We start from the raw sequence: 23,332 nt of genomic DNA on the forward strand, positions 1-23,332 counted from the left end.
TACAAATGGCAGTTTTGTAGGATTTAACCGTCTACTATGTCATGCTATTTTGGAGTACGATAGATATAGATCATCTAGTAAGAGGGGACAGTGTACGAATGCAGAGGGAAGAAAGCGTAGCAACGCGGAATCGGCCTATGTCCAATATTTTGGCGCAAACGGTAAAGACGGGGATTATCAAATCGAATCTGATTCCGATGTTTGCCGGATTAACATTGGCTTTATATACGTATCACTTCAGTCTTTTAGATAAGCTACCAGAAATCTTATTTGCTACAATCGGCTCTATTTTAATCATGGGTGCAGCGGGTGCCTTTAATAACGTGTATGATCGCGATATCGATTCGATCATGGAGCGGACGAAGAACAGACCTACGGTGACAGGGGATATATCAACGAAGACTGTTTTATGGCTCGCCTCCTTGATGACGATTTTTGGCTTGGTGGCTCTTGTCTTGGCAACACCGTTGGCTGCTATCATGGGTTTTCTCGGACTGTTCTTTTATGTCGTGCCTTATACGATGTGGACCAAAAGAAGGACGGTTTACAACACGGAGGTAGGGAGTATTTCTGGCGCGATGCCGCCGCTCATCGGTTGGGCTGCCATTCACCCAGATATCACGCATCCTGCTATCCTTGGTCTCTTTATCATCATGGTCATTTGGCAAATGCCTCACTTCTATGCGATTGCGATTCGCAAGCATGATGAGTACAAGGCGGCTGGGGTTCCGATGTTGCCTGTGGTCAAAGGTGCAAGACGTACCTACATTCAAACAAATGTTTATTTGGTCATTTTAATTGCCAGCAGTTTTCTATTTTGGTCATTAAGCGCTGGTCTTACATTTATGGCCCTGCTCCTGAATGTTTTATGGCTGGTTCTGAGTGTTTTTGGATACCGGAAAATGGATTCACAGAAATGGTCTAAAACAATGTTTATTTATTCGCTGATTCATATGACGGTGCTGTTCTCGACGGTGATTATTTACTCGCTGATGGGGATTATTTTCAAGTTGTAGAGATGAATAGATTAAGTATGTCGAAATATGTATATAATTATCGATTGATGTAGATTTGGAAAATATTATAATATAAAAGTAAGATGACCCGATAAGTATCTCATCGGTGTCATTTTTTTTTGCTTGAAAAGAGTAAGAACACATTTTCATGGAGGATAGACGTAATGATAAGGCATAATTTATTGATAGGAAATATTCCAGCAATTTTGTGGGGGGACAAATCAGATAAGTTATTTATAGTTGTGCATGGTAACATGTCAAATAAGGCAGATGACTCGATTATTGTATTTGCAGAAGAAGCGACAGCAGTAGGTTATCAAGTTCTTAGTTTTGATTTGCCTCAACATGGTGAACGTAAAGATGATACTTATCTTTGTAAAGTTCAAAACTGTGTTCAAGACCTTAATAAAATTATGACATATGCAAAATCGTTATCAAATCATATAAGCATTTTTGCTTGTAGCATGGGAGTATATTTCAGCCTATTAGAATATTGCCATGAGCCATTGAATCAGTGTTTGTTTCTCTCTCCTGTGGTAAATATGGAACGTATTATAGATAATATGATGACATGGTTTAACGTAAGTGAAAGTAGACTAAAAATTGAGAAAGAAATTTCCACACCTATTGGACAAACTCTCTATTGGGATTACTACTGTTATGTGAAAGAACACCCTATTGTAGCTTGGAATAATCCGACTTCCATTCTCTATGGTTCAGGAGATAACTTATGTGAGTTTGACATTGTATCTGAATTTGCTAAACGCTTTAACTGTAATTTGCAAGTAATGGAGAATGGAGAACACTATTTCCATACTCCGGAACAATTGCAGTATTTCAGACAATGGTTAAAAAAGAATATATACGTTAAATGATTAAGGGAAGTCAAAATGGCTTCCCTTAAAAGTTATATAATTTCAACATTATTTTAAGTCAATCGAACTATGAAAATGTTTTCTGTTGACATAAAATGTGCCCTTCTCTATTATAAACGTAAATGATAATCATTATTAACATATAAGAATGGAGATACCACTTTATGTTTGGATCAACTAAGAAGGCCGTTTTATTGATGGTAGCTGTTATTCTACTCTTATCAACAACTCTATTGGGGTGCACGAAAAAGGAAACAGAGTCAAATGGTGAAAACAAGGCGGCTTCAGCGGAAAAGGTAATCACATTATCTTGGCCGAGGGATGTCGGACCGATGAATCCTCATACATATAACCCTTCACAATTATTTGCTCAATCGATGATCTATGAACCGTTGGTTAGCTATAAGGAAGGGGGCAAACTTGAACCCTATCTTGCAGAATCATGGTCGATCTCGAAGGATGGCAAAGAGTATACCTTCAAGCTCCGTCAAAATGTAAAATTTTCGGACGGAACCCCGTTTAACGCAGCTATTGTGAAAAAAAACTTTGATGCTGTAATGAAGAACCCAAAATTGCATAGTTGGCTTGGCGTTATTAATGCTCTTGACAAGACAGAGGTAGTGGACGAGCAAACTTTCAAAATGACTTTGAAGGAACCCTATTACCCTGCATTGCAGGATTTGGCGCTAGTCCGTCCGGTTCGATTCCTGGGTGAAGCGGGTTTTCCGGATGACGGCGACACTTCCAAGGGCTTAAAAAAGCCGATTGGGACCGGCCCGTGGGTGCTGGCCGAATACAAGAAAGACGAATATGCTGTGTTTACCCGAAACCCAAATTACTGGGGCGAGAGTCCAAAGATTGATAAAGTAACCGTAAAGATCATTCCCGATGCAGAGACGCGCGTAATGGCTTTTGAAAAAGGTGAGTTGGATTTGATATATGGTGAAGGAGCCATCAGCATGGATTCCTTTAATCAACTGAAAGAATCGGGAAAATATGTGACGGAGTTATCCGACCCTGTCGGAACGAGAAGCTTGCTTTTGAATACCTCCAATGAAAAGCTAGCTGACCTGAGGGTACGCATGGCCCTCCAGCACGGATTTAACAAGCAAGCAATGGTGGAAGGCATCACGCTAGGTCTGGAGGAGAAGGCGGACAACATCTTGTCCAAAAACTTCCCGTATACCAATATGGATGTCCAACAGGTCGAATACAATGTGGAGAAAGCGAATGCTTATCTTGATGAAGCCGGATGGAAGCTTCCCGCAGGCAAAACTGTACGGGAGAAGGACGGTCAACCGCTTGAGTTGGAATTGATCTATGATAAGACCGACCCCATTCAAAAAGCGATGGCGGAAACCATGCAAGCCGAATGGGGAGCGATTGGTGTTAAACTTAACATTACGGGTCTTGAATTGACGGTTCAAATTAAACGCCGGAAAGCAGGCGAGTTTGACTTGGATTTCTGGTACAACTACGGAGCGCCATATGATCCGCACTCGTTCATTAATGTTGTGGCAGAAAAAGGATGGGGCGTTTCGGAAGCACATTCGCACTTGTCTATGAAACAAGAATTAGATCAACAAATAAAAGAAACCCTTGCCTCAACGGATGAGGCAAAGCGCGAACAGCTTTACAACTCCATTTTGAGAACTTTGCAGGACCAGTCAGTTATCGTTCCGGTGTCTTACATCAAGAAAACGGTTGTTTACCAGAAAAATGTGAAAGACTTTAGCTTCCCGGCGAATAGGGATGAACATCCATTCTACGGGATTAGTATCAGCAAGTAATCAGCAGGGAGGCAACTCATGGTCAGCTATATCGGGAAGAGAATTCTCGCTATCATTCCAATTGTTCTCTTTGCCATTCTTATCACGTTTGTACTCATCCATATCTCACCGGTGGACCCGGCTGAGGCTTATTTAAGCGCAGCCCACATTCATCCGACTGAGGAGTTATTGGCTGAGAAAAGACATGAATTTGGCTTGGATCAGCCTTTGATCGTACAATATTTTCAAACTGTCATGAAGATTTGCCGACTTGATTTCGGCAGATCTTATCTTACGAATGAGCCGGTTTGGGGTGAGGTTACGGCCCGGATGCCTGCGACCATTCAACTCGCCGTCAGCAGCATTTTGTTCGCCATGATTGTTAGTATACCGCTCGGTTTTTTGTCAGCGGTTTATAAAAACAGCCTGATTGATAATTTCAGCAGGCTGCTCTCTTTTTTCGGCGCTTCCATTCCGCAATTTTGGCTTGGGTACTTATTGATTTTTTTCTTTTCCGTCAAACTGGACTGGCTTCCTGTAGAAGGAAGAGGGTCGTGGGAGCATCTAGTGCTTCCGACCATGACGTTGTCGTTGGCACTGATCGCGATCTATACCCGTCTTCTGCGCGCGAGTGTGTTGGAACAATTGCAGGAGTCGTATGTCTTATATGCCAGGACTCGGGGCATTAAAGAAAAAGTCATTATGGTGAAGCATGTGTTGAAAATTGCTATTTCACCGGTGATTACCGGCTTGGGCATGAATTTCGGCAAATTACTCACGGGAACCATTATCGTGGAGCAAGTTTTTTCCTGGCCGGGGTTCGGACGCTATTTTGTCGAGGCGATTTTTAATCGGGATATTCCTGTTATCCAATGCTACGTACTCCTCGCAGCCTGTTTGTTCATCGTGTGCAACCTGATTGTTGATCTTGTCCAGCTGTATATGGATCCCCGAATTTCTTTGAAAGGAAGAACCGACCAGTGATTCCGCATATACGGACCGTTCTCAAGGGACAGAAAACCATAACAGTATGCTCGGTCTTAGTACTGGTTTTCGCCATTATTACCGTTTTGGCTCCATGGATATCACCTCATGATCCAATTAAAGTGAATGTAGCGATGAAGTTGAAGCCCCCTTCCGCTGAGCATTTGCTGGGTACAGACCATTTGGGACGTGACAATCTTTCTCGTCTTCTGCATGGAGCCCGCATATCGCTGGGGTTTGCCTTCTTGATTTTCGTTTCCTCGATAGGAATAGGCTTGATCGTCGGAACCATTGCCGGTTACAAAGGCGGTTGGATTGATACAGTACTGATGCGGTTTTGCGAAGGGGTCATGGCGTTTCCGAATCTTGTGCTGGTATTGGGGATTGTCGGAGTGTTTGGGCCTGGACTGATACAGGTGGTTTTGGCGTTGATGCTGGTGCAATGGGTATACTATGCCCGGATGTTCCGAAGCATGGTCGTCAGCTTGAAGGAACGCAATTTTATTATCGCAGCTCGAATTAGCGGCTCTTCGCAATGGAAAATTATCAAGCAGCACATGATCCCCAATATACTGCCTCCGATTCTCGTGATGGGCACATTGGAAATGGGATGGGCGATCATGGACATCTCTGCGCTGTCGTTTTTGGGCTTGGGCATTCAGCCTCCAACACCTGAATGGGGGGCAATGATCCACGAAGGAAAAAGCTTTATACGAAGTCATCCGGAATTAATGCTGTATCCGGGACTGATGATTTTGTTTGTCGTGATTACATTCAATGTACTAGGGGAAGCTTTGTCGGAACGATTTGGGGTAAAACGACGTTTTTGAATGGGAATGAGGCCAGTGATGGAAGAACCACGCAAAGTATTGCAGGTGAGCGGTCTGCATGTCAAGGTAAAGGCAGAGCAGGGAATGCTTTCTCTGATTCAGGATATTCATTTTGATTTGAAAAGCGGTCAAGTGCTCGGCCTTGTGGGGGAGAGCGGCAGCGGGAAGACTGTCACCTGCAACTCCCTCCTGCAACTTCTGGACAGGAAAAATACCATCGTAGAAGGCAGTATTCAATTGAATGGCCGAGAACTGAACGGCTTGAAAGCAGAGGAGATGCGACGTATACGCGGGAAAGAAATCGCCTTCATCATGCAAAATCCGATGAGTGCCTTTACACCGGTGTATACGATAGGTATGCAATTCATTGAAACGATTCGTACCCATACCATGCTAACAAAAAAACAAGCAATCGAGCTGGCGGTCACTTCCATGGAAGATGTGAATTTGCCTGATCCACCCAAGCTGATGAACTTGTACCCCTTTCAATTGAGCGGGGGAATGCTACAACGGGTGATGATAGCCATTTCCATGTGCTTGCGACCATCTGTCGTGATTGCCGATGAGCCGACTACAGCGCTCGACGTGGTGAATCAATTGCAAGTGTTGAGGCAGCTGGACCGATTGCGTCTGGAATACGGCACATCGATTATGCTGATTTCCCATGATTTGGGTGTCATTTCGGAATTGGCTGACGAAGTCGCAGTGATGCAGCATGGACAGATCGTAGAGCAGGCGAATGTCTTTAAGTTGTTCGATCATCCTCAGCATGCGTATACGAAAAAACTGCTGAATGCCAGACCAGCCTTTCCTTTACAACAGTTGAATAGGGAATCTGTTTAATTATTTTCTCCTGCATGGTTTTACTGTCTATTCTATGAAAAACGGAAACAGGGGGTGAGCGCATGCTGCTTCAGGTAAAAGACGTAACCCATTCTTATGGCGTACCGAGGCTGTTTTGGCGGTCAGATCGACGAGTGCCCGTCCTCTCCGACATTTCTCTTACGATTGAACAAGGAATGTGTCTGGGTCTACTGGGAACCAGCGGTGCAGGAAAAAGTACATTGGGCAAAGTGATTCTGGGATTGGAAAAGCCTCGACAGGGACAGGTTTTTTTTCAAGGTCACGATCTGTATAGCACGGATATACAAACTCGTAAAGTGTTGCGACGGGATCTTCAAGTCGTGTTTCAAGATTGCTACTCATCGGTAAATCCACGGATGACGGCCGAACGGATTATCGGAGAACCGTTAGATAACTATGAGAGATTGTCCTTGAACGAGCAAAAACGAAAAATCGGAGAGTTGCTGGAAATGGTCGGGTTAAATCCAGAGGACATGCGGAAATACCCTAACCAATTTAGCGGAGGACAGCTCCAAAGAATTAATATCGCGCGGGCAATTGCCTTGAAACCTAAAATGATTGTATTGGATGAATCGGTAAGTAGCTTGGACATGGTGAATCAAACCCACATTTTAGGCTTGTTAAGAGAATTAAAATCGGTATTCGGGCTTTCATACCTATTCATCACGCACGATATAAAAGCTGCCTACTCTATTTGTGATGGACTCGCGGTACTCGAAAAAGGGGAATTGGTAGAGATGTTCGACGATAAGGATCGAATTTTTGCCTCCTCCCATGCCACTGTGAGAAGTCTGATTTCATCCATTCTTTCCGAGCATCCCCGACACCGTTCTCTTTCTTTAGACGGAGATCCAACTTAACATACTGAAAAGAATGAGGTAAATAATTGACTGAAACCATATATCTACCGTATCGGCAAGGTAATACTTTAAAAAACTTTAGGCAAACATCGCTTTAAAGTTTTTTTTATTTGGGCTTATTTAGATGGCCTATTACAAAGGTGTTCATTATGACTGCACATACTCTTGGTGAGCGAGTAAAAATGCTTTGAACATGGCATTAAAGGACAAATGTTAAATTTGCTTCACATATCCCGTTCATTGCATAAATAGTAAGCGCCTTAAAAATGGGCGCATGATCATGGAACAAATACCCAATGTCGCTTCATAAATCTAGAGTAGCTCCATGAAGTGGCGGAGGTGAAGATGAATGGATGAATTCAAAAAAGAGCTAAAAAAACTAAAGGCTTCCGAAATAAAAGCAGATCAAGTACAGCGCTGGGATAAACAAAAAATGAATGAAGCGACACTTGTTCGCGGGCGATGCGGATGTGGTAGATGTGGATGCGGCCGATGTGGTTGTGGCCGCTGCGGGCGTTGTAGTTGTTCTTGCTCTTGCTCCTGTAGCTGTTCCTGCTTCTTCCCATGCAGCTGCACTTGCTTCTTCCCATGCTTTATCGTATGAATGGCGATATTTTCGAACGATAAACCGAATGAAGCGCCCTGCCAGGATGACGTCTTGGCAGGGGTTTTGTTTTTCCCGCTGGCATGTGAGACAACGTATTCTACATAAAATAACGATGATACATCATGTCGCAAAAGCTGATCTCGCATAATAAGGGGGAGGAGAATGGTTAGGCTGAATCCTTCAATGCGCATAAAAGTAAAGCGGGATACGGTTTATCTGCCTGATTCAGATGGGAGTGTATACTTTCGGAACAACATCGGAACATTTCGAATGAAGGGGGATATGATTGACCGATGGGTTGACCAGCTCATGCCGATGTTTAATGGGGAGTACACGCTGGCCCAATTAACCGACGATTTGCCGGAAGAATACCAACAACAAATATACCAGGTGGCGGGAACGCTTTTACAAAATGGATTTCTTCAAGACATGAGTCTAGAGAAGCCGCATGAGCTTTCGCCTGAAATCATGTCGGCCTATGGAGAACAGATTGAATTTTTGGACCAGTTTGGCGGATCGGGTGGATATTTATTTCAAAAATATCGTACGGAAAAAGTATTGATAGTTGGGGCAGGTTCCTTTCTTCTTTCCGTTGTCCATGCCTTGCTGGAATCAGGCTGCGTTGAATTCCATTACGTCATCACGAATGAAGCACCCACGAATCGTGAGCGATTAGACGCAATCATCGAGCATACACGCAGGAAAGACCCGCACGTGAAGCTGGGGGAGCTGAAACCAGCATCGTGGGGGATTGCAGAGTGGTCGGAGGCTATTGAGCCTTTCGCTGCTATTTTGTACACCTCAGCGCAGGTAAACAAGGATGAAGTGAGCGTCATTCATTCCGCGTGCAGAGGGAGGAAGAAAGTATTTGTTCCTGCCGTTTGTCTGATGCAAAAAGGAATAGCAGGACCTTTGATTCATCCCGAATCAGCAGCTTGTTTAGAATCGGCTTGGCGCCGTTTGCACCGACAGACTTTATGTGCGGATCCCGATCAACATCCATTTTCAATGACGGCAGCAGCAATCCTGGCCAATATTGCCGTGTTCGAATGGTTTAAACATGTGACTGGTGTCAATGAAGCTGAGGATGAAAACAAGGTGTATGTACTGAATCTGGAAACACTGGAAGGCGGCTGGCGATCATACCTGCCCCATCCGCTGGTGAATAAAGAGATGAGCCTGGAGGTATTGGATAGAAAGGAGCTCGAATCTCGGCTATCCAATATGACGGAACCAAAGGAAGGACTACAGTCTCTGTTTCAGTCGTGGACCTCATCGGATACAGGAATTTTTCACAGCTGGGAGGAAGGCGAGCTCACGCAATTACCGCTCACACAGTGTATGGTTACAGCCGTCGATCCTGTCTCAGAAGGCCCGGCGGAGCTGATGCCGCAAGTCGTCTGCCCTGGTTATACCCATGAAGAGGCACGAAGAGAAGCGGGACTTCTTGGGGCAGAACTGTACGTTGGTAGAATGGTGAACCACCTCGCAACCATAGACACTGCCTTTTCAGCTGTAGGAAATGGCAATATCGGAGTCGGTGCAGGGGAAACGCCGGCTGAAGGACTTAATCGCGCACTGCGGCATTGCTTGACGCTCACATATGTAGCAGATATGAAAGGGAGACAACCAACAGCGAGACCTGTCCACGCTGACACGATTGCTGATGAACCATGCCAATTTTATATCCGGTCATTTACTACATTGGGTGAAAAACCAACGATTGCAAAGGGCTATGGGGTGTACGGATTTCCGGTGTATTGGGTGGGAACACGCACGGGATGGTACGGAAGCATTGGCTTGCAGGAGCGAGACGCATTACGATCAGCGCTGATGTATGCCTTGCAACAGATTCAGACTCCAACCACTCAAGTGTCCAAGTATGTCCTGACAGCGCAATCTGTTGGATTGGCAGGTGAAGCCATCGAGGTTGCACTCAACAGCGTTCAGGAAGAATCGGAAAAAGAAGTCTGGAAACAGGCTGTCGAGGTGCTGACCCTTCATCACCTTTCTCCGCTGGTCATCAATGCCGCGATGGAGCCTTTCCTGGAAGAAGACCTTGGCGGAGTGTTCGCCTTGCTGCTCTCGCAGGAGGTGCCTCGATGAGCGCTGACATTCTTATCATTGGAGACGGAGTACTGGCAGAGCTGGTTTCGGAACGTTTGAGGAAGGACTATCATGTGTGGCGCAGTGAAAACATGGAGTCTGCGACAAGCGTAGCAGATTTGGCTCTCCTTTTGCACGATACTTATCATCCCGCTTTGCATTTGCAGGCAGAAAAAAACTTTCGACAAGCTAACATTCCATGGCTGCGCGGTTTTGTTTCATTTGGGGAGGCCATCGTAGGTCCGTTGGTTCGTCCAGGTCAAACAGGGTGCTCCCAGTGTGCAGATATGCGGCGACTGATGGCGGGACGCGATCGCAAAGAGATGTGGAAGGTACAACACATGCTGAGTGAAAAAGGCGGCATACTGCGTGACCCGTGGGCATCCCGCTCTGGATTGTTACAGGCGGCATACCATGTAAGCACGGAGGTTGATCGTATTTTTGAAGGCAGGCAAGCCCAGTTGTCAGAGCATATCCAATTCATTGATTTACAAACATTGACAAGCACGCGTCACTTCTTTTTGCCGAATCCGTTATGTCCGGTATGCAGTCAGCTGCCCGAGGATTCCGAAGAGCAGGCGAGAATTCGCTTGAAGCCTATCATAAAGCAAAGTCTAGACAGCTATCGGACCAAATCCATCGCCGATTTAAAACAAGCTCTCTCCACCGAATTTTTAGATTCCCGTACTGGATTTTTGAATGGGAAAGCACGTGATCTTGTCTCTGTGTTCGCAGATGTAAGTGTCAATCTGCCGTTATTTTCCCATGATGAGGGTACGGCCGGCAGGTCTGTTTCCTACGCGGATAGTGAGATAACGGCGATTTTGGAAGGAATGGAAAGATATTGCGGGCTGATGCCGCGTGGAAAGAGGACGATGGTACGCGACTGCTATGCCAACCTTGCTTCGCATGCCCTTGATCCGACGACGGCGGGAACCCATTCAGAAGAGCAGTATGCCCTGCCTGATTTTCCGTTTCAGCCGTTTGATCCCAAACGGGAAATGAACTGGGTATGGGGGTATTCTTTTAAAGAAGAGCGACCCATTCTTGTACCCGAACTCATGGCCTACTACAGTATGGGATTCGGGGAGGGAGTTGTATTTGAGACCTCCAATGGCTGTGCATTAGGCGGCAGTTTGGAGGAGGCGATCTTTTACGGCATCCTCGAAGTGGTGGAGCGAGATGCTTTCTTGTTGACCTGGTATGCCCAATTGCCATTGCCACGCCTCGATCCGACTACGGTCGATGATCGGGAATTGCTTCTGTTGATCGATCGGATGCAGACCGTTACCGATTACGATTTGTACTTGTTCGATGCGACCATGGAAAATGGAATACCTGCTGTATGGACGATTGCGAAAAATCGGAGAGCGGAAGGCCTGCACTTCGTTTGTGCAGCAGGAGCGCATCCTGACCCCATCCGCGCTGTAAAAAGCTCCATTTTCGAAACGGCTGCTATGCTCATGCCTTTGACAGACAAATACGAAGCGAATCGAGACAAATACTTGCGCATGCTTCAAGATTCGTCCTTGGTGAAAAAGATGGACGATCATGCGATGCTTTACAGCTTGCCGGAAGCAGCGGAGCGCTTATCCTTTCTCATGGATGATTCACGTCCAATGGTCTCTTTCGCTGAACAATTCCCTAAACGAAACCAAAATCGTGATCTGACGGACGATTTGCGGGAGTTGCTCGGTGTGTTCCAAAAGTTAGATCTCGATGTCATTGTGGTGGATCAAACGACACCAGAGGTAGGGCGGCACGGCTTATCTTGCGTGCGCGTATTGATTCCTGGCATGCTCCCGATGACTTTTGGCCATCATCTCACGCGAGTAACGGGGTTGAAAAGAGTATTGGAGGTCCCTGTGAAACTGGGTTACGCGAATCAACCGCTGCGTGTAGACGAGTTGAATCCTTTTCCGCATCCGTTTCCATAACATGCATCTGGGAGTGAGCCGGATGAGCCTCGAAAATTTCTTGTACCGCCTTCATTTTGATATAGAAAACGCCAGGTCAAGTGATCTTGAAGTGGATTGGGGGGATGCGCCACTGACATACAAAGTGTACAGGGGACTACCTGTCATTCCACTGCCAGAAGATGTTCCTTTATCACTCGTAGATCAAACGGTTTCACAAGAGATGTCTCTTCCTCAATTGGGCGCTTGGCTATGGTATAGCTACGGACTGATCCAAATCAGCCAATCGTTGTTAACCACGACCTCGGCAGATGCAGAATCTGAGTCGTTTTTGCCGCTTGTAACCAATCGGAGACCGGTTCCGTCAGGTGGAGGACTCTACCCGAGTGAGCTGTATGTGTATTTGAAGCTGTCGAGTATTCCGCCAGGTCTATACCACTACGATGTGGCCCATCATAGACTCGTCCAATTGCACGAAGGGAATTTTGACCATGTCCTTAGCCGAGCACTTGGTGGCAGTTGTCCAGTACATGCATGCTTTGGAGTTGCGTTCGTATCCATCTATTTTTGGAAGAACTTTTTTAAGTACGATGAGTTTTCCTATCGATTGCAGGGCCTCGATGCTGGTGTACTGCTGGGACAATTGCAGGAAATGGCAAACCAGTTCGGTGTGACGACCGCGGTACATTACCAGTACCTCGATAGAGCGATAAATGCACTGCTAGGATTGTCTGCCGATCAAGAGAGTGTATACGCGGTAGTTCCCTTATCACTTCAAGCAGAAGGGGAGAGGCATTCGCACTCACCGGCACCATGGACAGAACGAGGAGAGGAGACGGCAAGCGAGCTAATCAGAGCACTGCCTGAGCAAAAGCATGTGCATGTGATGCGCTCAAAAAGAATGAGGCAATATCCTGCGCTGCTGCAAATGAATGAAGCTGCCGCGCAGGAATCTACCCATGCAATGAGACGATATTCGGATCACTTTGAAAGCAAGGAGACTCGTCGTTTCGATGAGCGAATCCTACTCCCGCGTTTGGAGAAACCGACCTATGATCTGGCGCAATACTGTCGGGAGCGTTTTTCACCAGAAATGGACTTTGTCAGAAAGAAAACAAACCAGAATCAGGTAGCGCGTATCGTGGAAATGACGATGAGTGCTCTATCGTACGGCAATGATTTGGGAAATAATCAAGAAGCAGCGTGGGAAATGCTTTCTCTCCTTGTAAGCATCCATCAGGTAGAAGGGCTACAAGATGGGGCATATGCCTACGAACCAATGGAACACGCTCTTTATCCGATTGTCTATGGGGATGTGCGAGCACGCCTGCAAGACGGAATGACCCTGGACAATGTGAATTTGTATCAAGTGCCGCTATGCTTTCATGTGGCGGGTAAACGCGATCATTTGATCAATCAGCTAGGGTTTAGAGGATATCGCATCCAACAGATGGAGGCGGGAATCGTCGTGCATCACTTGCTTTTGGCAGCGTTCACGTGTGGAATGGGCGGTCACCCGCTACTCGGATTTGACGTGGAGAATTGTGATGATCTTTACAACCTGGAGACCGAAGAGAAAACCTGCTTGATTCAAATTCCGGTCGGGCACTATCGCCCCCGCGCCAGATTTCAGACCGGGCTTCATGGATAAAAACGTAAAAGGCCCGAGTCGCGTTGACCCGGGTCTTGTATTATGCTCGTATAATGGCTTTGATACCTTGAATGAAACGATCAATTTCCTCGCGGGTATTGTACGGTGCCAGCCCCGCTCGTATCCAGCCGCCACTTTCATTGATTCCCAAACCGTTGGCGAGTGTTGTCGCATAGAAGTCCCCGTCCGCAACGAATATGCTATGCTCCTCACACAATCGCTCACATATTTCTTGGGGAGAAAACCCTTCAATTCGAAAAGCGATCGTCGGTGTTTTCGGTACATCTTCACCCGCTTGATAGATGGTGACACCCTTCATTGCGCCTAGTTCTTTTCGCAGTTTTTCTGCCAGCTGATTTTCATAAGCTTCGATCACCTCGTAACCAGAACGGATTTTGTCTGGGAAGTTATCACCGAGACCAAGCGACGCAACAAATTCGATAGCGGGTCTGATTCCTGCGATCCCTTCATGATTCTGTGTTCCGGTCTCCAGTTTATCTGGATAAGAAGAGGGGGCAGGAACCAATTTGTAAACATCGAGTGCTTCAAAAATTTCTTTGCGGATGACAGCGATTCCTACATGTGGGCCAAAAAACTTGTAGGCGGAGCAGAGGAGGATATCGGCTCCGATCTCGTCACGATGGATAGAGAAGTGAGGGACCGCATGCACGGCGTCGACAGCAACAACGACTCCTTTTGCGCGCGCTTTTTGGGAAATGGCAGCGAGATCATGGATCGTTCCGACAGCATTGGAAGCAAGCCCGACTGCCACAAGTCTGGTTCGGGAAGTAAGGAGGGTATCGAGTTCATCTAGTTGTAACGTAAGTGTCTCTTTATCCACCTTCAACCACCGAACGGTCATTCCGCGATCAGCGGCAACAGTCAGCCACGGGTCTACATTGGCGCGGTGATCCATCTCGGAGACGATGATCTCATCCCCTTCCTTCCAATGTCGACCTAATGCACGCGCAATCGCAAAGGTCAGGGTGGTCATATTCGCACCGAAGGCTACCTCTAGCGGCCTCACATGGAAGAGGTCTGCTACGGCTTGCTTGGCATCTGCCAGGATGGCTTCTGTCTCCTTGCTCGTTGGAAAGGAGCCGTGTAAATTCGCTCCACCGTTCGCCATATAGCGATAGATCGCGTCCATGGAGGATTTTACGACTTGTGAGCCGCCTGGGCCATCGAGATAAACAACTGGCTTGTCTTTGTACGTTCGTTGTAGTGCGGGGAATTGCTCCCGGACTTTTTCAATGGGGAAATGTCCGGATGCAACCTCTAATCGCCAATCATTGGAGCGCATTAAACTTCCAGGAGGGTATTCAAAGACGCATTCTGATTGCAGAGTGAAACCAAGCTTACGGCAAATGGCATTCGAGGCAGGGTTGTCCACGGAGGGATAGGCATGAATAAACTTATGTCTTCGTTCTTGGTTGATGCGTGTGATGAGTAAGGCTAAAGCCGCAGAGGCAATTCCTTTCCCTTGAAAGGGGGGCAGGACGCTCCAACCTACTTCGTATACGTTTTCTCCTTGCCAGATGCGGTCCCAATAGCCGATGCTTCCGACAGGGGTGTTATCTGGCAGCAGTACGATGCTGAACATCTTGCTCGTAAGCTGTCCGTCCTTATTGACGTATCGTTCGTGCCGAGCAAGGAGCTGCTCCTCCGTCTCTGGGCCTCCAAGCTGCTCCATCATGGCTGGGGCATTCAAAAGACGCAGCAAGGGAAGATCGTCATCCGCCCAGGGCTGAATGCGGACAAGCTCAGTGTTAAGTGTTGTGGACATGTTCTCACTCCTTACCAACTGGATTTCCGTGGTGTCCATCCTCATTCGTTATCTCTCATTATTCGGAAAAGATTCCAATTAATCAATCTTCCATTCGTTCTAAGAAAAAGGGATGGAAAATCATGCTATAATGGTGGTGCCCGAGTGATTCTTCCTATCGGAGTATTGAAAGAGTAGCTGAGGTGTAGGAATAGACCCTTTCTGAAAAAAACACCGACAATAAAGAAAAGAGGAAGGGGTACCTATCCGTGAATGAAAAAAGTATTCATACACAACGGCTTATATTGATTCCATTTACACATAGAATAGCGACGAATATTTTGCAAGAAGATTACGAAGAGTTATTGGATATGGGGCTTACATTAGGCGAAGGCTGGCCTGATGAGGATGCGATTGAAACGATACCCAAAATCATCAAAGCACTCGAACTCACAGGGGAACCGACAGGATTTGAATCGTGGATGATTATTACAAAGGCTGGCAGGAAGATCATCGGGGATGCAGGGTTCAAAGGAGTACCGAATGCGGAGGGAGAAGTAGACATCGGCTATGGAATTATTGAAGCCGAGCGAAAAAAAGGCTACGCGTACGAGGCGGCTGAAGGCTTAGCGAATTGGGCATTGTTGCAGCCAGATGTGAAAAAGATTACGGCGAAGTGCTTGCTAGATAACATAGATTCGGCAAAATTATTAGTCAAAATGAACTTTACCGAAATAAAGAGGGACGACACAATGATTTACTGGTCTAGGCAGAAGGAATAGCACGGAAGAACAGCAGCAGGGTTTCACACGAAAAAAGGACGCACACATGGCGGTCCTTTTTTTCGTGGAGAACATCAGTTACTGGAATTTTCTATGGGAACGTTGTAGGTATGCTTCGTGCCATCGTTATACGTAACCTCGAGTACACCTGATTGAAGGGACGGGCCTTTTGCTTTTACTTTTTTCTTCGTGGAGAACTCTCCTGACTTCGAGTCGATTCGCAACGTAATGACCGTATTAAAGACCTGAATCGTTACGCGTTTGATATCGTTATTGGAGGCTTTCCCTGTCACTTTGAGTTCGTAATACGATTTAGGGAGTACACTTGATTCAGCCTGGAGCTCGATCTCATCTGGATTGAGGGATAGCCCTGGAAGAAGTTTCGTCTGCATCTTTACGAATTCCTCTTTACGTTCATCTTCGGGTCCAACGAGGATGCGTACGGAAGAATTCAATTCAAAAGAGTCTGGCGTAAGACCATCCGGCAGTTCGTCTGTTCGGAAATATTCATCTTGCTCGATAGTTCTCCCGGGCTTTAAGGTTTTTTCCTGGATGACCGTGGGACATGCAGGTTCACTTTCAGGGTAAGGAAGCTCCCAAGAGTCTCCAGAGGCATACGCTTCTAGTCGTGTTGTTACACCATAGCAATGACCAGTCGTGTATGTGATTGGTTTCCGCGAAATATTGGTGACAATCGTATTTACGTGGTACGTTGGTGAATCATATTTTGGATTGTCGATTTCGGTAACGGTCACTTGAAACCGAAGTCCTTCTTTCTTGAATGGTTTGTCAATGAAAAACATGCCGGTTGCTTTTGGTTGCGCAGCGTTTACATTCACGGCGCCAGCCGTTATAACCAGTAGAAAACATACGAGTGAATGGACAATCTTGCGAAACACACAGTTCACCTCCTCACGATTCATTTTTAAAAAATGTGCATGGAGGCACCTTTTTAATATTCCATATATTCCCTCCCTTTGCAATGTTTTTTGTTCAGAAATATTTAAAATGAAAATTTTCAAAGGAAAGGTAACCCAAGACTTCCTTCTTTCGTATTGAAATAAAGGAAAAGATGATCGCTTTTCATTGAACTATGCAACGCGTGTCTCTATACTGGAGAGATAAGCATTGGTAAATAATTGTGAGGGATAGCATGCAGAACTGGATGACCCAAATTATTGAACAATATAGTTACTTCGGTATCTTACTGATGATGGCACTGGAAAACATCTTTCCACCCATACCTTCTGAGGTGATCTTGACGTTCGGTGGATTTATGACAACGCAATCATCCTTAACGGTTTTTGGCGTAATCATGTCAGCTACAATCGGTTCGGTAATCGGGGCAATCATTCTCTATGGAATCGGTTATTACCTAGACGTCAAAAAAATAGAGAAGATCGTAGCGAGATGGGGGCATATTCTGCGGATTAAACCGGCAGATATCCATAAAGCGAATGAATGGTTCGACCGATACGGATACTGGACGATCTTTTTTTGCCGTATGGTCCCATTAATCAGAAGCCTGATTTCCATTCCAGCAGGTATGACCAAAATGAATTTCCCGCTGTTTTTGTTGTTTACAACACTTGGTACGTTTATTTGGAACATCGTCCTCGTGATGGCTGGTCACTTATTGGGGGAATCGTGGGAAGACATTCTGTACTACTTCGATCTCTATTCCAATGTCGTTTATGTTGTACTCGCATTTGCGGGGGTAGCGTTCCTCATTTTTTTCCTCCGCAACCGAAAAGCGGATGCCTAAAACCTTCAAACCATCTTTCTTTCAAGGGAAGGTGGTTTTTCCATTTGGAACCTAAAGGTAAACATATTATAAAAAGTCGTAATTTTCTTGCAAATACAAGATGCCAAAATTGAGCTAAGGTGTAGGGAGGGGGAGTAGGTGTTATGGGCACCGCCCTTATATTTGAGGCTGGGGGAGATGCATCTTGATCGATTTGTTACTTGTAAACGGGGTAGTCATTACCATGGACAAAGACCGTCGGGTATTACAGGACGGGGCAGTCGCCATTGATAAAGGAAGAATTTTGGAGGTAGGCGACACTCCGCTTCTAAAAGACAAGTATCCCGCGCAAAAGGTAGTTGACTGCGCGCATCATTGTATATTGCCAGGCTTCGTTGACGCACATGGTCATGGCGGACATTCGTTATTCAAAACGATTGCGACGGACAATATCAACGACTGGATGCCAATCATGACCAACACTTATAAACACTACGTGACAGACGATTTCTGGTACTACGAGGGAAAGCTGTCAGCGTTGGAGCGGCTAAAGGCTGGAATTACGACAGGGGTTAGCGTACTAGGCTCGATGCCACGCTCAGATGATCCGATCTTTGCTTTGAATCACGCCAAAGCGTACAACGAGGTTGGCGTTCGTGAAATCGTAGCGACAGGTCCATGCAACCCACCGTGGCCGCATCCCTTCAGCCGCTGGGTCGATGGACAAAAAGTAACGAAGGAAGTCACGTATGAGCAGGTTCTCGCTGGAGCAGAAGCAGTGATCGAAGCACTAAATCACGCGAATCACGATAAAACCAGAGCTTATATAACTCCATTTGTCATCGTGACCTCTGTCAATCCGTCCTATCCGACGCCAGCTGACCAATTGTTTGGCCTAACGGATTTCGACCGTTACCAAGCCCGGAAAATCAGGGAGATTGCGAAAAAGTACGACACGCGCATCCATTCCGATGCTTTTGGAGGCATGATTCACCTCGCGATTCAAGACAAAGAGTACGCGCTGCTCGGCCCAGACGTACACTTGCAGCATTGTCGGGGAATTTCTTTTGACGAGGCGAAAATTTTGGCCGAAACAGGAACGAATGTGAGTGCTTCTCCTGGTTTTGGTCAAATTAATGCACGCACCCCGATTACGGAATTGCTGGAGATGGGAGCGACTGTTGCGATCACCACAGACGGCACCTCGCCGATGACTCCTTTTGACATGTTCCAGGCTATGCGCAGAATGCAACTGCTGCAACAAGCGGCGCTGCGTGACTATTATTACCTCCCGCCGGGCAAGCTGCTGGAAATGGTCACGATTGATGCGGCACGCTGTGTCGGCTGGGATGACGAGCTGGGGTCGCTTGAGGCTGGTAAAAAAGCGGACGTCATTACTGTAAATATGCATCAGGCCCACTTGAATCCGGAGAACATGCATGTCCATCGTGTCGTCTATCAGGCAGTCGGCGGAGATGTGAACCATGTCATTGTCGATGGGGAACTAATTATGGACGAGCGTCGTGTGTTGACTGTGGATGAAAAGCAAATCCTCAAAGAAGCGAATGAAGAGGCGAATCGCACGATCGAGCGGGCAGGTCTGGAAACCTACATGCAGCCAAGCAAGTATTTCTGGGGGCATGCGCGAGCTTATTTGGATGAGAGAAGATTTGATCCGACGAAGTTGTAGGGGAAAAAAGTAGTAAAGTAGGTGAGGTGTTATGCTGCACATAAAACTTGGATAGTGCATTGAATAGGAGAAGGTGCCCGCCGCCTTCCCTTTTTTATTGGATTATAGTTGACAAAAACGATAGGATTAATCATTATTTATTTCATAATCCCCATCGACAAAGTTGGAATAAAGAGGTGCAGCCATGTATCTGACTATTGATAATGTTACGAAACATTTTGTGAATGAGCAGAAACAAAAAGTAAAGGTGCTGGATGATATCAATCTTGAAGTGGAAAAGGGCAGCTTCGTTTCCATTGTCGGCCCCTCTGGCTGTGGAAAATCGACGCTGCTCTACTTGATAGCGGGATTGGATCAACCTGATAGCGGTGACATACACGTTGCTGGCAACAAAGTGAATAAGCCCGGGCCCGACAGAGTTGTCGTTTTTCAAGAAGCAGGATTATTTCCATGGCTGACCGTTTTGGAAAATGTTACATACGGGCTCAAGTTGAAGAAAATGTCTACAGCGAAAGCCAACGAAAAGGCCCTGGAAGTGCTCAAAATGGTCCATTTAAGCAAGTATGTTCATTCCTATCCCCATCAGCTCTCAGGCGGGATGAAGCAACGTGTAGCCATAGCTCGGGCACTTGTCATGGAACCCGACATTTTGCTGATGGATGAACCTTTCTCGGCGCTGGATGAACAGACGCGGATGGTTCTTCATAAGGAGTTGCTTGAGATTTGGCGGACGACCAAGGTCACGATTTTTTTCGTCACCCATAATATCCGGGAGGCTGTTCAGCTTGCGGAGAGGATCGTCGTTTTTGCCACACGCCCCGGAAAAATCAAGGAAATCATTGCGGTTCCTGCTATGCGCGATGGAGTCATGCCGGACAGTGTGACAGTAAACACAGAGCAGAAGGTGCTGTCGATCCTGCAAGAAGAGATAGAAAAGGTGCTGAAGGAGGAAATGGGCAATGACTACAGCTTTAAGACGGGTCATCTTCATCGCTATGATAGCGGGGATCTGGGAAGTCACATCTAAATTATCTGGACTGCCATCGTTCATGTTTCCCAGCTTGACCCAGGTTTTCGAAACACTCGTAAATGGCTTGATAAGCGGGCAAATTACCGCCGCGATTGGAAAAAGCATGGGACGAATCCTGTTGGGCTTTCTCATTGCCATTATCGTCGGTCTGATATTGGGCTACTTCATTTGGAGATACAAACTCGTAGAAGATACGCTCGGCTTTGTCGTGACGGCGCTTCAATCCATCCCGAGCATTGTCTGGTTCCCGCTTGCCATTATCTGGTTTGGCTTAAATGACTTTTCCATTCTGTTCATCGTGACGATCGGGGCGACCTGGACGATGACGGTAAACGCGACCAGCGGTTTCAAAAATGTCCCGCCGCTATATCAGCGGGTAGCCAGGACTTACGGTTCGACTGGCTTTCACTTTGTACGAACGGTGATTCTTCCTGCATCCGTACCGCAAATCATCTCTGGGCTTCGAATTGCTTGGGCATTTTCCTGGCGGGCACTCATGGCTGGTGAGCTGCTCGGGGGTGGCGGTGGTCTCGGTCAATTGCTCGAGATGGGACGTTCACTTGGACAAATGGATTTGGTGATATCTGTCATGATCATTATTGCGATCATCGGTACCATCGTCGACAATGTTGTCTTTTCACGGATCGAACGCAACGTTCAGATGAAGTGGGGAGTTCATTCATAAAACGACAAATAGCGAAGGAGTGTGTCACATGCTTAAAAAATTGTTCAGTACCGTTGTCGCATCCCTATTATTGATGGGGGTTGCGAGCGGGTGCTCTACAGGCGGAGCAGGGTCCTCTGAGAAGGAAATAAAGATCGGATATTTCCCAAATCTGACCCACAGCGCAACGATCATTGCACTGGAAAAAGGCTATTTTAAGGAAGCCTTCGGTGCTGATATGAAGATTCAAACAAAAACGGTCACCAATGGCGGATTGTTTATGGAAGCGATGGCTACCAAAGCAATTGATGTAGGGACAGTCGGACCAGGACCACTGTTGAACTTTTATGTCAAGCATCCCGGATATCGCTTGATTTCAGGTGCGGTCAATGGCGGAGCAGTCCTCGTCATGAATGGTTCAACCACTATTACGGAACTAAAAGATGTAAAAGGCAAAAAAATCGCGATTCCGGTAATCGGCAGCACACAGGATGTCATGCTAAGAAAAGCACTGAATGAGGTTGGACTGAAACCGACGACGAATGGTGGCGATGTGGAACTGTATGCGGCGGCTCCGGCAGATACGGCAGCATTATTTGTACAAAAATCCGTTGACGGTGCTGCAACGCAGGAGCCGTGGGGATATGTACTGGAAAATCAGGCGGGAGGAAAATTGCTTTTGGACTGGGATCAATTCGCTTGGGGGAAAGAATCAACCAATACCGTGGTAGCAGCCAGCGATGAATTTTTGAAACGAGAAGGATTGGCAACCGCCTACCTGCAAGCACATAAAAAGGCAGTCAAATTCATTCAGGAAAATCCCGAAGAAAGCCAAGACCTGATCATCAAGCATTTGAAAAGTCTGACTGGCAAAGAGCTGAGCAAAAAAGAAGTGCAGGCAGCTTTTTCCCGTTTGGAAGTAACAACGGCGGTCAATGAAAAAGTTATTCAGGAAATGGCAGATATTAGCCAGGAAGCCGGCTATATTTCCAGTAATAAAATCGATGGCTTGATCGATTTGAAATACTTAGAAGCAGCGAAATAATATCGGGCGAGAAGGAGGGAGATTCAGCAGGAGGAATGAGGGGTTGAAAGGAATTAGATGGGAAAGGAGGTCATGCCGCGATGAGACCACATGAACAAGGAAGTAATCAACCTAACGACACCTCACTGGAAACACAGATTCATACTGATTTCCAAAAAGAAATGACGTACGGCGATTATTTACAGCTCGATCAAATCTTGTCGAGTCAACAGCGTCAATCTACCCATCATGATGAAATGCTGTTTATTATCATTCATCAGGTGAGTGAGCTATGGATGAAACAAATTTTGCACGAACTGTCAGCAGCAAATGAGTGCATCTGCAATCACGATCTGGAGCCAGCTTTCAAAATGTTCGCGCGAGTCTCGCGTATCCAGCAGCAATTGATTAAATCGTGGGATGTCCTTTCTACATTGACGCCAGCCGATTACCTCCAGTTCCGTGACAAGCTGGGTCATTCGTCCGGATTTCAATCCTATCAAAACCGACTCATCGAATTTACGCTAGGATATAAGAACCAGCATGTCCTCGCGGTGTATGCGCATCAACCAGAGCTTCACGCCCAAATGAGTGCGGCTTTGCAGCAGCCCAGCATTTACGATGCGGCGATCAGGGAGATGGCTGCTCGCGGCTTGCCGATTGATCCGGAATGTTTGAATCGCGACTGGTCACAGCCGTATCAACCAAACCAGAGTGTAGAGCAAGCTTGGCTGACCGTGTATCGAAATGTAAACCAGTATTGGGATTTGTACGAGTTGGCAGAAAAGCTGGTGGACATCGCCAGTCAGCAACAACAATGGCGTTTTAACCATATGACGACAGTCGAACGCATCATAGGCCAAAAGCCGGGAACAGGAGGGTCCTCAGGCGTCATGTACTTACGCAGGGCGCTCGATCACCGTTTTTTCCCGGAGCTTTGGAGCTTGCGGACGTTGTTGTAAAAAATCTTCAAATAAAGCGAGAAAAGTGTCTTGGGGACCCAGGGCGCTTTTTTCGCTTGTAGTACTCCTTTCACATTTTTTCACATATCTTACCTAATATTGGGTACAAATACCCTTCTTTTCCTAACAAACATATGTTTTCATTTTTAATAGTGTACCTATTTTTTCAAGAACAACCAGAAATGGAGTGGGC

At 46.4% G+C, this 23,332-nt stretch carries 20 protein-coding genes; 18 read left to right on the forward strand and 2 right to left on the reverse strand.

Features of this window, described 5'->3' with window-relative positions; all coding sequences use genetic code 11:
- Positions 1 to 98: 98 nt before the first annotated feature.
- The 11 genes from cyoE to C7R91_RS15630 all read left to right on the forward strand — a co-directional run bounded on the left by cyoE (position 99) and on the right by C7R91_RS15630 (position 13,478).
- The gene (gene cyoE / locus C7R91_RS15580; protein WP_047069199.1) at positions 99 to 1,016 is read left to right on the forward strand and encodes a heme o synthase; all 918 of its coding nucleotides are present in this window, start codon (positions 99 to 101) and stop codon (positions 1,014 to 1,016) included.
- Positions 1,017 to 1,180: 164 nt separating this feature from the next.
- Positions 1,181 to 1,891, forward strand: a complete 711-nt coding sequence (locus tag C7R91_RS15585; protein WP_047069200.1) for an alpha/beta hydrolase — start codon at positions 1,181 to 1,183, stop codon at positions 1,889 to 1,891.
- Between the two features lie 164 nt (positions 1,892 to 2,055).
- Positions 2,056 to 3,681: a nickel ABC transporter substrate-binding protein gene (nikA, locus tag C7R91_RS15590; protein ID WP_047069201.1), complete on the forward strand. Its 1,626-nt coding sequence runs from the start codon at positions 2,056 to 2,058 to the stop codon at positions 3,679 to 3,681.
- An 18-nt stretch (positions 3,682 to 3,699) separates the two neighbouring features.
- The gene (gene nikB / locus C7R91_RS15595) at positions 3,700 to 4,644 is read left to right on the forward strand and encodes a nickel ABC transporter permease subunit NikB (RefSeq protein WP_047069202.1); all 945 of its coding nucleotides are present in this window, start codon (positions 3,700 to 3,702) and stop codon (positions 4,642 to 4,644) included.
- Positions 4,641 to 5,474 (forward strand): nickel ABC transporter permease subunit NikC, encoded by an 834-nt coding sequence (gene nikC / locus C7R91_RS15600; protein ID WP_047069204.1) that lies wholly within the window; start codon positions 4,641 to 4,643, stop codon positions 5,472 to 5,474. The genes nikB and nikC overlap by 4 nt, the downstream gene beginning before the upstream one ends.
- A gap of 18 nt (positions 5,475 to 5,492) precedes the next feature.
- Positions 5,493 to 6,317, forward strand: coding sequence for an ABC transporter ATP-binding protein (locus C7R91_RS15605; RefSeq protein WP_047069205.1), 825 nt, complete (start codon positions 5,493 to 5,495; stop codon positions 6,315 to 6,317).
- Positions 6,318 to 6,379: 62 nt separating this feature from the next.
- Positions 6,380 to 7,198: a nickel import ATP-binding protein NikE gene (nikE, locus tag C7R91_RS15610; protein ID WP_047069206.1), complete on the forward strand. Its 819-nt coding sequence runs from the start codon at positions 6,380 to 6,382 to the stop codon at positions 7,196 to 7,198.
- A gap of 349 nt (positions 7,199 to 7,547) precedes the next feature.
- The gene (locus C7R91_RS15615) at positions 7,548 to 7,802 is read left to right on the forward strand and encodes a heterocycloanthracin/sonorensin family bacteriocin (RefSeq protein ID WP_083995042.1); all 255 of its coding nucleotides are present in this window, start codon (positions 7,548 to 7,550) and stop codon (positions 7,800 to 7,802) included.
- Positions 7,803 to 7,988: 186 nt separating this feature from the next.
- On the forward strand, positions 7,989 to 9,911 hold the full coding sequence (locus C7R91_RS15620; protein WP_236697850.1) for a putative thiazole-containing bacteriocin maturation protein: 1,923 nt from the start codon (positions 7,989 to 7,991) through the stop codon (positions 9,909 to 9,911).
- Positions 9,908 to 11,848 carry a TOMM precursor leader peptide-binding protein gene (locus tag C7R91_RS15625; RefSeq protein ID WP_047069210.1) on the forward strand — a complete coding sequence of 647 codons (1,941 nt, stop codon included), beginning with the start codon at positions 9,908 to 9,910 and terminating at the stop codon, positions 11,846 to 11,848. The genes C7R91_RS15620 and C7R91_RS15625 overlap by 4 nt, the downstream gene beginning before the upstream one ends.
- Before the next feature lie 22 nt (positions 11,849 to 11,870).
- Positions 11,871 to 13,478 (forward strand): SagB family peptide dehydrogenase, encoded by a 1,608-nt coding sequence (locus C7R91_RS15630; RefSeq protein WP_047069211.1) that lies wholly within the window; start codon positions 11,871 to 11,873, stop codon positions 13,476 to 13,478.
- Positions 13,479 to 13,518: 40 nt separating this feature from the next.
- On the opposite strand, the gene C7R91_RS15635 is transcribed toward C7R91_RS15630, so the two are convergent.
- Positions 13,519 to 15,264: a cysteine desulfurase-like protein gene (locus C7R91_RS15635; RefSeq protein ID WP_083995043.1), complete on the reverse strand. Its 1,746-nt coding sequence runs from the start codon at positions 15,262 to 15,264 to the stop codon at positions 13,519 to 13,521.
- A 248-nt stretch (positions 15,265 to 15,512) separates the two neighbouring features.
- On the opposite strand from C7R91_RS15635, the gene C7R91_RS15640 reads away from it, so the two are divergent.
- Complete coding sequence (locus C7R91_RS15640; RefSeq protein WP_047069212.1) at positions 15,513 to 16,025, forward strand: GNAT family N-acetyltransferase; 513 nt, start codon at positions 15,513 to 15,515, stop codon at positions 16,023 to 16,025.
- A gap of 74 nt (positions 16,026 to 16,099) precedes the next feature.
- Here C7R91_RS15640 and C7R91_RS15645 read toward each other — a convergent pair whose 3' ends face one another.
- Complete coding sequence (locus tag C7R91_RS15645; protein ID WP_047069213.1) at positions 16,100 to 16,924, reverse strand: hypothetical protein; 825 nt, start codon at positions 16,922 to 16,924, stop codon at positions 16,100 to 16,102.
- 254 nt (positions 16,925 to 17,178) lie between these two features.
- On the opposite strand from C7R91_RS15645, the gene C7R91_RS15650 reads away from it, so the two are divergent.
- From C7R91_RS15650 to kynA, 6 genes are all read left to right on the forward strand, one after another.
- Positions 17,179 to 17,790 carry a DedA family protein gene (locus C7R91_RS15650; RefSeq protein WP_047069214.1) on the forward strand — a complete coding sequence of 204 codons (612 nt, stop codon included), beginning with the start codon at positions 17,179 to 17,181 and terminating at the stop codon, positions 17,788 to 17,790.
- Between the two features lie 184 nt (positions 17,791 to 17,974).
- A complete protein-coding gene (locus tag C7R91_RS15655; RefSeq protein ID WP_174769352.1) occupies positions 17,975 to 19,459 on the forward strand; it encodes an amidohydrolase family protein in 1,485 nt (494 codons plus the stop codon).
- Positions 19,460 to 19,643: 184 nt separating this feature from the next.
- Complete coding sequence (locus C7R91_RS15660; RefSeq protein ID WP_047069215.1) at positions 19,644 to 20,486, forward strand: ABC transporter ATP-binding protein; 843 nt, start codon at positions 19,644 to 19,646, stop codon at positions 20,484 to 20,486.
- Positions 20,419 to 21,174, forward strand: a complete 756-nt coding sequence (locus C7R91_RS15665; protein ID WP_047069216.1) for an ABC transporter permease — start codon at positions 20,419 to 20,421, stop codon at positions 21,172 to 21,174. Before C7R91_RS15660 ends, C7R91_RS15665 begins: the two co-directional genes overlap by 68 nt.
- Positions 21,175 to 21,202: 28 nt before the next feature.
- Positions 21,203 to 22,198 (forward strand): aliphatic sulfonate ABC transporter substrate-binding protein, encoded by a 996-nt coding sequence (locus C7R91_RS15670; protein ID WP_047069217.1) that lies wholly within the window; start codon positions 21,203 to 21,205, stop codon positions 22,196 to 22,198.
- An 80-nt stretch (positions 22,199 to 22,278) separates the two neighbouring features.
- Positions 22,279 to 23,139, forward strand: a complete 861-nt coding sequence (gene kynA, locus C7R91_RS15675) for a tryptophan 2,3-dioxygenase (RefSeq protein WP_047069218.1) — start codon at positions 22,279 to 22,281, stop codon at positions 23,137 to 23,139.
- Positions 23,140 to 23,332: the final 193 nt, after the last annotated feature.

Source organism: Brevibacillus formosus, assembly GCF_003013405.1.
GTDB lineage: Bacteria > Bacillota > Bacilli > Brevibacillales > Brevibacillaceae > Brevibacillus > Brevibacillus formosus.